The organism is Anaeromyxobacter sp. PSR-1 (assembly GCF_000964525.1).
GTDB lineage: Bacteria > Myxococcota > Myxococcia > Myxococcales > Anaeromyxobacteraceae > Anaeromyxobacter.
In genome coordinates, this window is sequence record NZ_BAZG01000122.1 from 1 (window position 1) to 12,828 (window position 12,828).

Sequence of the window (12,828 nt, forward strand, 5' to 3'; positions counted from 1 at the left end):
GCCGACGACGCAGGCCGCACCGCCCGCCGCCCCGCGGCGAAGGCCGCCGCGCCCGCGCCGGTCCCGGCCCCGCCGCCGGTGCCGTCGGAGGGCGGTGCCCAGGGTCCCGTCCCGCACGCCTCGCCCTCGGTCCGCAAGCTCGCCCGCGAGCTGGGCGTGAACCTCGCCCGCGTGGAGGGCAGCGGCCCGCGCGGCCGCATCCTGCAGGACGACGTGCAGAAGTTCGTGAAGGCCTCGCTCGCCCGGATCGAGGCGGGCGGCGGCGGGGGCGGCGCGCTCGACCTCGCGCCCTGGCCCAAGGTGGACTTCGCCCGCTTCGGCCCGGTGGAGCGCCAGCCGCTCTCGCGCATCCGCAAGCTGTCGCGGACCAACCTGGCGCGGAACTGGGTGATGATCCCGCACGTCACGCAGTTCGACGAGGCGGACATCACCGAGCTGGAGCGCTTCCGGGTCGAGCTGAACCGCGAGCACGAGAAGCAGGGCGTGAAGGTGACGCTGCTCGCCTTCCTGGTGAAGGCCTGCGTCGCCGCCATGAAGCGCTTCCCCGAGCTGAACGCCTCGCTCGACGGCGACGAGCTGGTGCTGAAGCGCTACTTCCACGTCGGCTTCGCCGCCGACACGCCGCAGGGGCTGGTGGTGCCGGTGCTGAAGGACGCCGACCAGAAGGGCGTGCTGCAGCTCGCGAAGGAGCTCGGCGAGCTGGCCGCGAAGGCGCGCGACGGGAAGCTCGGCCCCGCCGACGTGCAGGGCGGCTGCTTCTCCATCTCCAGCCTGGGCGGCATCGGCGGCACCGCCTTCACGCCCATCATCAACGCGCCGGAGGTCGCCATCCTGGGCGTCTCCCGCAGCGCCATGCGCCCGGTGTGGGACGGCGCGCAGTTCCAGCCCCGGCTGATGCTGCCGCTGTCCCTCTCCTACGACCACCGCGTCATCGACGGCGCGCTGGCCGCGCGGATCACGACCTACCTGGCCCAGCTGCTCGGGGACCTGCGGCGGATCGTGCTGTAGGTCCCTCGACTCCGCGCCGCTGCCGCGGCGCTACGCTCGGGATGAGCGACCAGGAGGACCCCGCTCACCCCGAGCGTCCCTCGACTCCGCGCCGCTGCCGCGGCGCTACGCTCGGGATGAGCGGGGGGTTCGAAGGCCAGGGTGAGCGGGAGTCGAAGGGCCGGGATCAGCGGCCGGAGTCGAAGGCCTTCAGCTTCCGCCAGAGCGTGTTCCGGCCGATGCCGAGCACGCGCGCGGCCTCGGCCTGCGAGCCGCCGCAGCGCTCGAGCACCGCGAGCACGTGCGCCCGCTCCACCTCGGCGAGCGTCGCCATCGGGGCCGGTCCGAACGCGCCGTCGCGCGCCGCGGGGCCGGCCGGCGCGGTCAGCTCCTCCGGCAGGTGCTCGGGCCGGATCTCGGCGCCGCGCGCCACCGCCGCCGCGTAGCGGACCACGTTGCCGAGCTCGCGCACGTTGCCCGGCCAGCGGTAGGCGAGGAGCCGCCGCTCGGCCTCGGGGGAGAACCCCGGCCCGGGCCGCTTCTCCTCGGCGAGGAAGCGGCGCGCCAGCGGCAGCACGTCCTCCGGCCGATCGCGGAGCGGCGGGAGGCGCAGCACCAGCACCTTCAGCCGGTAGTACAGGTCCTCGCGGAACCGCCCCTCCGACACCAGGCGCGCCAGGTCCTGGTGCGTGGCGCACACGAAGCGGACGTCCACGCCGAACGCGCGCGTGTCCCCCACCCGGCGCACCTCGCCGTCCTCGAGCGCCCGCAGCAGCTTCGCCTGGAGCGGCAGCGGCATCTCGCCGATCTCGTCGAGGAAGAGCGTGCCCCCGTGCGCCGCCTCCAGCAGGCCCTGCTTCTCGGCGGTCGCGCCGGTGAACGCGCCCTTCACGTGGCCGAACAGCTCGGACTCGAGCAGCTCCGCCGGCAGCGCGGCCACGTTCACCGCCACGAACGGGCGGGCGCCCCGCGGGCTGCTCGCGTGGAGCGCGCGGGCGACCACCTCCTTGCCCGTCCCGCTCTCGCCCAGGACGACGACCGGCGCGTCGGCGTCGGCGAAGTCGCGCGCCCGGACCAGCACCGCCTGCATGGCCGGACTCTCCGCGACCACGTGCGTGGTGCGCCGCACGCGCGCGACCACGGTCCCCAGGCCGCAGACCGCGCAGGCATCGCTCATCACCGGAAGGCGTTCCATGGTGTTCCAGGCTGGTGCTTAACCTGGCCCGGCCCCGCGCGCATCCGCGCATTCCGGCCGGAAACCGGGCCTCCCGCGGTCGGCACGGCCCGTGCTCTGGGGTCCCTCCGAGGAGACCCGAACGAACATGCCTGCCATCGACCGCAACGCCACCGTCGCCGAGATCGTCACCGCCCACGCCGTCACCGCCCGCATCTTCCAGAAGCACCGCATCGACTTCTGCTGCCACGGGGACGTGAGCGTCGCCGAGGCCTGCCGCCCGCGCGCGATCGACCCCGAGGCCGTCTTCGCCGAGCTGGACGCCGCGCTCCCGCAGGCGGACGGCGACGACGACCCGCGCGCGCTCTCCACCTTCGCGCTCGTCGCCCGCATCGTGGACCGCCACCACGCCTACCTGCGCCGGACCCTGCCCTTCCTCGAGCCGCTCGCGCACAAGGTCGCGAGCGTGCACGGGGACCACAACCCGCGCCTGTTCGGCGTGCGCGACGCCTTCCTCGAGCTGGCCGGCGCGCTCGAGCCGCACCTCGACCACGAGGAGGCGGTGCTGTTCCCCGCGCTCCTCTCGCCGGCGCCGGACCGCGAGATCCTCCGCAAGGAGCTCGACGGCATGATGAGCGACCACCTCCAGGTCGGCGCGCTGCTGGAGCGCATCCGCTCGCTGTCGGAGGGGTTCGACGTGCCGGAGTGGGGCTGCCGCAGCTACCGCGTCCTCATGAGCGAGCTGGAGACGCTGGAGGCCGACGTGCTCCGCCACGTCCACCTCGAGAACCACGTGCTCATGCCGCGCTTCGCCGGGCGCGCCGCCGCGGAGGCGCGCGGCTGATGGCCCGCCCGACCGACGCCCTGCGCGCCACGCGCGCCGGGATCCGGGCGCGGCTGCAGGAGGTGGCGGAGAAGGCGGGCGCGGTCACCGCCGGCCCGCCGGCGGCGCGCGCCGCCGCCATGCGCGAGGTGGTCGCCGGGCTCGACCGCTGCCTGCGCGGTCACCTGGAGTGGGAGGAGCGGACGCTCCACCCGGTGGTGGACAAGTTCGCCTGCGAGGGGCCGCGCGCGTTCAGCGCCTCGATGCGCTACGAGCACGACATCATCCACCGCTGGATGGCCGAGCTGGCCCGGCGCGCCGGCGACCCCGACGACGCCGCCGGCTTCGTCCGCCACACCGACCGCCTGCTGGGCGTGGTGCTCGCGCACTTCGAGCTGGAGGAAGCGGTGTTCTTCCCCATCCTCGACGAGACCGCGGCCGGGCACGCCATCGGCGGCCCCCTCTCGCCCGCGCTCCCCTGAGCCCCCGGTCGGTCCGCGCCGGGGCCCCGTCCGCGGCCCATCGTCGATGCCTCGACGCACCGCGCGATCCCCGCCGGGCCGCGAGCACGCTCCGTGCGGGTCCACGCATTCACGAAGAGCGCGACCTTCACGGGGCGGCACACCTCGACAGGCCGTATCATCCTGCTTAATGGAGCCTTCCCCGGGGGCGGCGGAGGCGTATGGACGGCGAGACGATCCTGGAGACGCGCGAGCTGGTGAAGGCGTTCCAGGGGTTCGTGGCCGTGAACGGCGTCTCGCTGCGCGTGGCGCGCGGCAGCATCCACGCGCTCATCGGGCCGAACGGCGCCGGCAAGACCACCGTCTTCAACCTGCTCACCCGCTTCCTCCCCGCGACCCGCGGCAGCATCCTGTTCCGCGGCGAGGACATCACCCGCGCCCGCCCCGCCGAGATCGCCCGCCGCGGGCTGGTCCGCTCGTTCCAGGTCTCGGCGGTGTTCCCGGACCTCACCGCGCTCGAGAACGTGCGCGTCGCGCTGCAGCGCGGCCTCGGGACCTCCTTCCACTTCTGGCGGCCGGAGCGCTCGCTCGCGGTCCTCGACGCCCGCGCCCGCGAGCTGCTGGCGGCGGTGGGCCTGGAGGGGCAGGAGCAGGTCACCACCGTCGAGCTGCCCTACGGCCGCAAGCGCGCGCTCGAGATCGCCACCACGCTCGCGCTCGAGCCGGAGGTGATGCTGCTCGACGAGCCGACCCAGGGCATGGGCCACGAGGACGTCGGGCGCGTGGTGGGCCTCATCCGCAAGGTCGCCGAGGGCCGGACGGTGGTGCTCGTCGAGCACAACCTCTCGGTGGTGCGCGACCTCGCCGACCGCGTCACGGTGCTCGCGCGCGGGAGCGTGCTCGCCGAGGGGAGCTACGACGAGGTCTCGCGCGATCCGGCGGTGCTCGAGGCGTACATCGGGGCGTCCCCGTGACCGAGCCCTTCCCCGCGCCCGCGCCCGCCGGCGAGATGCTGCGCGTCTCCGGCCTGCACGCGTTCTACGGCGAGTCGCACGTGCTCCACGGCGTGGACCTCGCGGTGGCCGCCGGCGAGGTGGTGACGCTGCTCGGGCGGAACGGCTCCGGCCGCACCACCACGCTGAAGGCCATCCTCGGCCTCACCGGCCGGCGGAGCGGCTCGGTGGTGGTGAACGGGCGCGAGACCGTCCGCATGCCCACGCACCGGATCGTGCACCTGGGCGTCGGCTACTGCCCGGAGGAGCGCGGCATCTTCTCCCGCCTCACCGCCGAGGAGAACCTCACCCTGCTCCCCGAGGTGCGCAGCGGCGGGATGCCGCTCGAGCGCATCTACGAGATGTTCCCGAACCTGTGGGAGCGCCGCAGGAGCCCCGGGTCGCGCCTCTCCGGCGGCGAGCAGCAGATGCTGGCGCTCGCCCGGATCCTGCGCACCGGCGCGCGCCTGCTGCTGCTCGACGAGATCACCGAGGGGCTCGCCCCGGTGATCGTGCAGGCGCTGGGGCGGGCGGTCCGCGCGCTCAAGGACCACGGGTTCACGCTGGTGCTGGTGGAGCAGAACTTCCGCTTCGTCGCGCCGCTCGCCGACCGGCACCTGCTCGTCGAGCGCGGCCGGGTGGTCGGCGAGGTGGCGCGCGCCGAGCTGGACTCACGGATGGAGTCGCTGCAGCGGTTCCTGGGCGTCTGACGCCCGCACACACGGATGGGAGGAAGCATGCACCGGTTCGCCCTCGCCCTCGTCGCCGCCGGCCTCGCCGCCGGCGCCGCGCCCGCCCCCGCCGCGGAGAAGCTCTCCGACGGCAAGGTCAAGCTCGGCGTCCTCACCGACATGACCGGCTACTACGCCGACCTGGCCGGCCCCGGCTCGGTGCTGGCGGCGCGGATGGCCGTGGAGGACTTCGGCGGCAAGGTCCTCGGCAAGCCCGTCGAGCTCGTCTCCGCCGACCACCAGCTCAAGGCCGACGTCGCCTCCAACATCGCGCGCAAGTGGATCGACGAGGGTCAGGTGGACGCCATCGTGGACCTGGTCTCCTCGTCCACCGCCGGCGCGGTGATGCCGGTTGCGGCGGAGAAGAAGCGCATCACGCTCCTCTCCGGCCCGGGCACCACCGCGTTCACCGGCGAGAAGTGCACCCGCTACAACGTGCACTACACCTACAACAACTGGGCGCTCGCGAACGGCACCGGCCGCGAGGTGGTGAAGCAGGGCGGCGACTCCTGGTTCTTCCTGACCGCCGACTACATCTTCGGCAAGTCGCTCGAGGAGGACACCACCAAGGTGGTGAAGGCGGCCGGCGGCAAGGTGCTCGGCGCCGCGCGCTACCCCTCCCCCGGCACCACCGACTTCTCCAGCTACCTGCTCCAGGCGCAGGGCTCCGGCGCGAAGATCATCGGCCTCGCCAACGCCGGGGCCGACACCGTCAACTCGATCCGCCAGGCCGAGGAGTTCGGGATCACGCCGAAGCAGAGCCTGGCCGGCCTGCTCGTGTTCATCACCGACGTGCACAGCCTCGGCCTCGAGGCGGCCAAGGGCATGTACCTCACCACCGCGTTCTACTGGGACCTGAACGACGAGACGCGCAAGTGGTCGCGGCGCTTCTTCCAGAAGCACGGGAAGATGCCGACCATGGTCCAGGCCGGCGTGTACTCGTCGGTGATGCACTACCTGAAGGCGGTGCAGGCGGCCGGCACCGACGACGCCGACGCGGTGATGGCGAAGATGCGCGAGACGCCGGTGAACGACTTCTTCGCGAAGAACGCGCGCATCGGGCCCGACGGCCTGCTGCGCCACGACATGTACCTCGCCCGCGTGAAGGCGCCCAAGGACTCGAAGCAGCCCTGGGACTACTACCAGATCGTGAAGACCATCCCGGCCGCCGAGGCGTTCCCCTCGGTCGAGGCCCAGGCCTGCCCGCTGGCGAAGAGGTAGCCCGGCCCGCCCGCCCCCGCGCCCCGGGGGCGGGCCCGCTCCGCCATGACCCAGGCGCTCTTCGGCCAGCTGTTCCTCGGCCTCATCAACGGCTCGTTCTACGCGCTCCTCTCGCTGGGCCTCGCGGTCATCTTCGGCCTGCTCGACGTGGTGAACTTCGCCCACGGCGCGCAGTACATGATGGGCGCCTTCGCGGCGTGGATGGCGCTCACCTACCTGGGCATCCCGTACGGCTGGGCGCTCCTGCTCGCGCCGCTCGCGGTCGGCCTCGTCGGCATGGTGGTGGAGCGCACGCTCCTGCGCCGCCTGCAGGGGCTCGATCCGCTCTACGGCCTCCTGCTCACCTTCGGCCTCACGCTCATCGCCGAGGGGCTGTTCCACCACGCCTACGGCAACTCCGGCTTCGCCTACCCGGTGCCGGGCTGGCTGCGCGGCGGCGTGAACCTCGGCTTCATGTTCCTGCCGCTGTACCGCGCCTGGGCCGTGGGGCTGTCGCTGGCGGTGTGCCTCGCCTGCTGGTTCGTGATCGAGCGGACCAAGCTCGGCGCGTACCTGCGCGCCGGCACCGAGAACCCGAGGCTCCTGCAGGCGTTCGGGGTGAACGTGCCGCTCATGTTCACGCTCACCTACGGCTTCGGCGCCGCGCTCGCCGCGTTCGCCGGCGTGGTGGCCGCGCCGGTCTACCAGGTGACGCCGCTCATGGGGTCGAGCGTCATCATGGTGGTGTTTGCGGTGGTGGTGATCGGCGGAATGGGGTCGATCGGCGGCGCCATCGTCACCGGCCTGGGCGTCGGGCTGCTCGAGGGGCTCACGCGCTTCTGGTACCCGCCCGCCTCGAGCGTGGTGGTGTTCGTGGTGATGGCGCTCGTCCTGCTCGTGCGCCCCGCCGGGCTGTTCGGGAGGGAGCGCTAGCCATGCCCGGCCGGCTCGTCACCTGGGGCTGGATCGCGCTGCTCGCGCTGGGCCTCGCCGCGCCGTTCGTGGTGTACCCGGTCTTCGCCATGAACGTGCTCTGCCTCGCGCTGTTCGCGAGCGCGTTCAACCTGCTGCTCGGCTACACCGGCCTGCTCTCGTTCGGCCACGCCGCGTTCCTGGGCGCGTCCGCCTACACCACCGGCTGGGCGCTCCGCAGCTGGGGGCTGCCGCCCGAGCTGGCGGTGCTCCTCGGCACCGCGCTCGCCGCCGCGCTGGGCCTCGTGTTCGGGGCGCTCGCCATCCGGCGCTCCGGCATCTACTTCGCGATGATCACGCTGGGCTTCGCGCAGCTCGTGTACTTCCTGGTGGTCCAGCTGCCCTGGACCGGCGGCGAGGACGGGCTGCAGGGGATCCCGCGCGGCCGCGCGCTCGGGCTCTTCCCGCTCGACGACCCGCGCACCGCCTACTGGTTCGTGTACGCCGCGTTCCTCGGCGGCTTCTGGCTGCTCCACCGCGCCATCCACTCGCCGTTCGGCCACGTGCTCCGCGCCATCCGCGAGAACGAGCCGCGCGCCGTGTCGCTCGGCTACGACGTGGCCCGGTACAAGCTGCTCGCGTTCGTGCTCTCGGCCGGCGTGTCCGGCCTGGCCGGCGGGCTGAAGGCGCTGGTGCTCCAGTTCGCGTCCCTCTCCGACGTGCACTGGCACCGGTCGGGCGAGGTGGTGCTCATGACCCTGCTCGGCGGCATGGGCACCGTGCTCGGGCCTTCGGTGGGGGCGCTGCTGGTGGTGGCGCTCGAGAACTACCTTGCCGACACGGGATCCTGGGTGACGGTGATCACCGGCGCGGTGTTCGTCGCCTGCGTGGTCGCGTTCCGCCGCGGGATCGTGGGCGAGGTCCGCGCGCTGGTGCGGCGGTCGTTCACCGGAGGGAAGCCATGAGCGCTGGGCTGGAGGGGCGGGCCGCGCTGGTCACCGGCGCGGCGAGCGGCATCGGCCGCGAGATCGCGGAGCAGCTCGCGCGCGAGGGGGCCCGGGTGGTGCTGGCCGACCTCGACCCCGAGGGCGCCGGGCGGGCCGCCGCCGCGCTGGCCGCCGAGGGGCTCGCGGCGCAGGGCATCGGCTGCGACGTGACCCGCGAGGCGGACGTGCAGCGGGCGGTCGCCGCGGTGGTCGCGGCGCACGGGCGGCTCGACGTGCTCGTGAACAACGCCGGGCTGCAGCACGTGGCGCCGCTCGACGCCTTCCCGACCGAGCGCTTCGAGCTGCTGCTGCGGGTCATGCTGGTCGGCCCGTTCCTCGCCACCAAGCACGCGTTCCCGGTGATGCGCCGGCAGCGGCACGGGCGCGTCGTGAACGTGGCCTCGGTGAACGGGCTGGTCGGCTTCGCCGGCAAGGCGGCCTACAACAGCGCCAAGCACGGGCTGCTCGGGCTCACCAAGGTGGCCGCGCTGGAGGGCGCCGCCGACGGCATCACCGTGAACGCGCTCTGCCCCGGCTACGTGGACACGCCGCTCGTGCGCAACCAGCTCGCCGACCTGGCCCGGACCCGCGGCGTGCCGCTCGAGCGCGTGCTGGAGGACGTCATCTACCCGCTCGTCCCGCAGCGCCGCCTGCTCTCGCCGCGCGAGGTGGCCGACTACGCGCTGTTCCTCGCGAGCGACCGCGCCGCCGGCGTCACCGGGGCCGCGGCGGTGGTGGACGGCGGGTACACCGCCCAGTAGCGCGCCGCCCGGAAAGGCACGGCCCCGCCGCCCGTGAAGGCCAGCGGGGCCGTCTCCCCTCCCGGCGCGGCGCCGCTACGGCGCCGTGAGCGCCACGTTCGCCGTGGCGCCGTTCGTCACGGTCGCGGCCACCGGCGCGGCCACGGCGTGGCCGGTCTGGTCGCCGTTCGCGTCGAAGGTGTCGCGGACGAGCACCAGCGAGTACGCGCCCGTCGGCAGGTCCGGCGCCGCGAACGTCTCGGTCGCGGCCACCACCGGGGTGACCTCGCGGACGATCAGGTTCACCGGCGTCGCCCCGAAGGGCTGGATGACCTGCAGCAGGTCGCGCTGCGTGTCGGTGGCGATGGGCGTCACCGCCCCGGTGATCCCGCCGTGCTCGGCCGCCACGGTGAGCGCGACGTCCTGCACCGGCAGCGGCGCCGCCGCGGTGAGCGCGATGGGGCCGCTCGCGAACGTCTGGTAGACCGTGCCGGCGACCACCGGCTGCGTGACCACGTAGTAGATGGCGGCGACCGGCAGCAGGCCGACCGCGTACTTGCCGTCGGCGCCGGTCACGGTGGAGCGGACCACGCTCGGCGCGCCGCCCTCGACCGTCTCGATCAGCACCTTTGCGCCCGCCACCGCCGTGCCGCCCGCGGTGACCGTGCCGGAGATCGTGCCGGTGACCACCTGGTCGAACGCGCGCACCACCGGCCGGAGGATGTACTGGTCGGAGTTGCCGGCGCGGTGGACGAAGATGGACTTGTGGGCGTCGAAGTCGATGAAGACGTCCTTGGTGGTGCCGGGCTCGACGTCGAAGTTGACGGTGAGCTTCACGCCGGACTGCATGCCCGAGGGCACCTTCAGCGGCTGCGGCTCGGCGATGCCGTCCACCACCACGGTGTTGTCCGGCCCGAGCAGCAGGCGCATCTGCCCGTAGTGGCCGGCGGCGATGGGCGCGTTGTCGGCCAGCGTCTGGCTCACGCCGTTGGTGAGCGTGAGCAGGTCGATGGGGCCGCCGGTCCAGGTGCCGAGCGTCTGCCAGCCGTCCGGTCCGTTGATCTGCACCTCGCGGACGTCGAGGAACAGCTGCACGTAGTCGCCGGGCGCATCCACCAGGTGGACGTTGATCCGCGCGGGAGCGTCGTTGCTGCTGGACGAGCCGCACGCGGCGAGGCCGAGCGCGAGCGCGCCAGCGAGCGCGATGCGAAGACCCTGAAGCTTCATGTACGAACCTCCTTCGATGACCAGGGGAGCGACGCCAGCTACCGGGCTGGCGGTCGCAACCTTGAACACTCGGGCCCGGGGAACGCTCGTCTCAGGCCCTGAATTTCCTGTTAACGACCTCCACCCACCTCGGACGACCCCGGCGCCCCCGGGTTGCGCGACGCCACGTCAGGGCACAGCACGGCCCGCGCCGCCGCGGCGCTGCGACGCAGCGGGGAGAAGCTCCAGGCCGGCGCGGGTGCGGCGCGCCGGAGCAGCGCGCGCGGGCGTCGCGTCCCGTGGCCGATCGGGGCTAGGCGAGGTCCTCGAAGATCCCGGTCTGCCGGTTCTTGCGGACCTTGTCGCCCGCGAACACGCGGCCGTTCATGGCCACGTAGACGCCGGGCGGCAGCACCTGCGCGAACGAGAGCGCGCTGCCGAGGTTGAACAGGCCGTCGGAGCTGCCGAACGCGTACGGGATCATCGCGCCGGTGAGCACGACCGTCTTGCCCAGGCCGGCGGCGAGGAGCGCCCGCGCCGTCTCGGCCATGGTGTCGGTGCCGTGGGTCACGACGACGCGGTCCTCGGCGGCGGCGCGGCAGCTCTCCACGATGATGCGCCGGTCGGCGTCGGTCATGTCGAGGCTGTCCACCATCATGAGGTTCCGGACGCTCACCTCGAGGCGGCACCGCGCCAGCCGCAGCATCTCCGGCAGGTGCGTGTCCTTGAAGTAGAGCCGGCCGGACAGCTCGTCGTACTCCTTGTCGAAGGTACCGCCGGTCACGAACACGCGAATGGGCTGGCTCACGGGGCGCATTCTAATCCGGTCAGGCCGGGTTGCCGCGGGATCCGTCGCGCGCCGCGGCGGGGGCGCGCCGCAGCCCGAGCGCCCACACGGCCAGCGCGGCCAGGAGGAACGCCGCGCCCGCCGCGCACACGCCGGCCCAGCCGCGGGCGGTCCAGGCCCAGGTGCCCACCGCGGTCCCGAGCGCGCCGCCGGCGAAGTAGGTCACCATGTAGATGGTGTTCATCCGGCTGCGCGCCTCCGGCCGGCGGGCGTGCACGCGGGCCAGGTTGGAGACGTGGTTCCCCTGCACGCCCACGTCGAGGAGCAGCACCCCCGCGACCAGCGCCGGGACGCTGCCGCTCGCGGCGAACACCGCGAACCCCGCCAGCGCCACCACGATGGAGATCCCGGCGTTCGCCCGCGGGCTGGTCCGGTCGGCGAGCCGGCCCAGCACCGGCGCCGCCAGCGCGCCGGCCGCGCCCAGCACGCCGAACAGCCCGGCCACGTCCGGCCCGAGCCCGTGCCGCGCCTCGAGCTGGAACGCGAGCGTGCTCCAGAACACGCTGAAGGCCGCGAACCCGAGCGCGCCGAGCGCCGCCGCCTCGCGCAGCACCGGCTCCTCGCGCGCGATGTCGAGCATCGACCGGAGCAGCGCCGGGTACGGCATGGCCGCGTCCGGCTCGCTGCGCGGGAGCAGCGCCCGGAGCGCGGCCGCCAGCGCCACCATGAGCGCCGCCGCGACCACGTACACCGCGCGCCAGCCCAGGTGCGCGCCCAGGAAGCCGCTCGCGGTGCGCGCGAGCAGGATGCCCACCAGCAGCCCGCCCATCACCGCGCCCACCGCGCGGCCGCGCTCCTCCGGTGGCGCGACGTGCGCCGCGAGCGGGACCGCCAGCTGCGGCACCACCGTCGTCATGCCGACCGCCAGCGACGCGCCCGCCAGCACCGGCAGCGCCGGCGAGGCGGCCACCGCGAGCAGCGCCACCGCCACCGCGCCGAGCAGCGCCAGCATGAGCCGGCGGCGCTCCACCACGTCGCCGAGCGGCACGAACAGGAACATGCCGGCGCCATAGCCGACCTGCGTCAGCATCGAGACCAGCCCCACCGCCCGCGGCGAGGTCGAGAACGCGCGGGCCACCTCGGGGAGGAGCGGCTGGAGCAGGTACAGGTTGCCGACGCTCGCGCCAGCCGCGACGGCGAGCACGATCACGATGAACCGGACGGAGGGGGAGGCGCGCACGGCCCGACGTTGTAGATCCGATCGGGACGGCGCGCTCGCCCGAAGCGTTCGCCCGGACTTCCTGGCCGCCCGCGGGTGCGCGGGAGCCGCTCGCGATGAGCCCGTCGAACCGCGGGCGGGCGCCCGTCAGCCGCGCGGCGCGTCGAACAGCGCCAGGAGCGCCGGCGGCTCCAGCTCCGACACCGCCAGCGCGGGCCGCCCCAGCGGCACCGCGCAGACCCGCTCGCCGAGCGGCCCCGCGGTGCAGCTCGCGCCGGCCCGGGACACGCGCTCGACGGCCGCGGACGCGGGCGAGCCCGCGCCGGGCACGAGCACCGTCAGCGCGCGCTCGCCGACCCGGTACAGGAGGTGCGCGGCCGGCTGCCCGCCCAGCGCGCACCGCCGCGCGCCCAGCAGCGTCGCGCCGGGGAGCTCCGGCACCGGGACCGCGAAGCCCAGCGCGCCCTCCAGCCAGGAGGCCACCGCGCCCGGGTCGCGCGACTCGAACTCGCAAGGCGAGGCGCGCGAGAAGGAGCGCAGGTGCGTGCGCTCCGCGTCGGAGGCGAGGCCGCGATCCAGCCCCGGCCCTCCCCGCCGCGCGAGCCAGGCG

The 12,828-nt window shown here is 74.1% G+C and carries 13 protein-coding genes and 1 pseudogene; 9 read left to right on the plus strand and 5 right to left on the minus strand.

The genetic code is table 11. The features are described from left to right. A partial coding sequence (locus PSR1_RS16110; protein WP_193388371.1) for a 2-oxo acid dehydrogenase subunit E2 occupies window positions 1-1,008 on the plus strand: 1,008 nt, incomplete at its 5' end. Between the two features lie 166 nt (window positions 1,009-1,174). Here PSR1_RS16110 and PSR1_RS16115 read toward each other — a convergent pair. Continuing rightward, entirely contained in the window at window positions 1,175-2,182 is a 1,008-nt protein-coding gene (locus PSR1_RS16115) for a sigma-54-dependent Fis family transcriptional regulator (RefSeq protein ID WP_059438503.1), read from the minus strand. A gap of 127 nt (window positions 2,183-2,309) precedes the next feature. On the opposite strand from PSR1_RS16115, the gene ric reads away from it, so the two are divergent. The 8 genes from ric (at window position 2,310) to PSR1_RS16155 (ending at window position 9,027) form a co-directional block, all read left to right on the plus strand. Beyond that, window positions 2,310-3,005 carry an iron-sulfur cluster repair di-iron protein gene (gene ric, locus PSR1_RS16120; protein ID WP_059438504.1) on the plus strand — a complete coding sequence of 232 codons (696 nt, stop codon included), beginning with the start codon at window positions 2,310-2,312 and terminating at the stop codon, window positions 3,003-3,005. Continuing rightward, on the plus strand, window positions 3,005-3,466 hold the full coding sequence (locus PSR1_RS16125) for a hemerythrin domain-containing protein (protein WP_059438505.1): 462 nt from the start codon (window positions 3,005-3,007) through the stop codon (window positions 3,464-3,466). Before ric ends, PSR1_RS16125 begins: the two co-directional genes overlap by 1 nt. 200 nt (window positions 3,467-3,666) lie before the next feature. Further along, a complete protein-coding gene (locus tag PSR1_RS16130; RefSeq protein ID WP_059438506.1) occupies window positions 3,667-4,419 on the plus strand; it encodes an ABC transporter ATP-binding protein in 753 nt (250 codons plus the stop codon). Between the two features lie 35 nt (window positions 4,420-4,454). After that, entirely contained in the window at window positions 4,455-5,147 is a 693-nt protein-coding gene (locus tag PSR1_RS16135) for an ABC transporter ATP-binding protein (protein WP_152643369.1), read from the plus strand. Between the two features lie 27 nt (window positions 5,148-5,174). Beyond that, the gene (locus PSR1_RS16140; RefSeq protein WP_059438508.1) at window positions 5,175-6,389 is read left to right on the plus strand and encodes an ABC transporter substrate-binding protein; all 1,215 of its coding nucleotides are present in this window, start codon (window positions 5,175-5,177) and stop codon (window positions 6,387-6,389) included. 45 nt (window positions 6,390-6,434) lie between these two features. Further along, window positions 6,435-7,301, plus strand: a complete 867-nt coding sequence (locus PSR1_RS16145; RefSeq protein WP_059438509.1) for a branched-chain amino acid ABC transporter permease — start codon at window positions 6,435-6,437, stop codon at window positions 7,299-7,301. A gap of 2 nt (window positions 7,302-7,303) precedes the next feature. After that, complete coding sequence (locus PSR1_RS16150) at window positions 7,304-8,245, plus strand: branched-chain amino acid ABC transporter permease (RefSeq protein ID WP_059438510.1); 942 nt, start codon at window positions 7,304-7,306, stop codon at window positions 8,243-8,245. Then, window positions 8,242-9,027: a 3-hydroxybutyrate dehydrogenase gene (locus PSR1_RS16155; RefSeq protein ID WP_059438511.1), complete on the plus strand. Its 786-nt coding sequence runs from the start codon at window positions 8,242-8,244 to the stop codon at window positions 9,025-9,027. The genes PSR1_RS16150 and PSR1_RS16155 overlap by 4 nt, the downstream gene beginning before the upstream one ends. A gap of 75 nt (window positions 9,028-9,102) precedes the next feature. Here the strand turns inward: PSR1_RS16155 and PSR1_RS16160 are convergent, their stop codons facing one another. From PSR1_RS16160 to PSR1_RS16175, 4 genes and pseudogenes are all read right to left on the minus strand, one after another. Then, complete coding sequence (locus PSR1_RS16160) at window positions 9,103-10,233, minus strand: DUF4382 domain-containing protein (RefSeq protein ID WP_059438512.1); 1,131 nt, start codon at window positions 10,231-10,233, stop codon at window positions 9,103-9,105. Between the two features lie 292 nt (window positions 10,234-10,525). Beyond that, window positions 10,526-11,029, minus strand: coding sequence for an asparaginase (locus PSR1_RS16165; RefSeq protein ID WP_059438513.1), 504 nt, complete (start codon window positions 11,027-11,029; stop codon window positions 10,526-10,528). A 10-nt stretch (window positions 11,030-11,039) separates the two neighbouring features. Further along, entirely contained in the window at window positions 11,040-12,239 is a 1,200-nt protein-coding gene (locus PSR1_RS16170) for an MFS transporter (RefSeq protein ID WP_059438514.1), read from the minus strand. A gap of 126 nt (window positions 12,240-12,365) precedes the next feature. Further along, window positions 12,366-12,828, minus strand: a pseudogene (locus tag PSR1_RS16175) (anti-sigma factor); the annotation flags it as partial.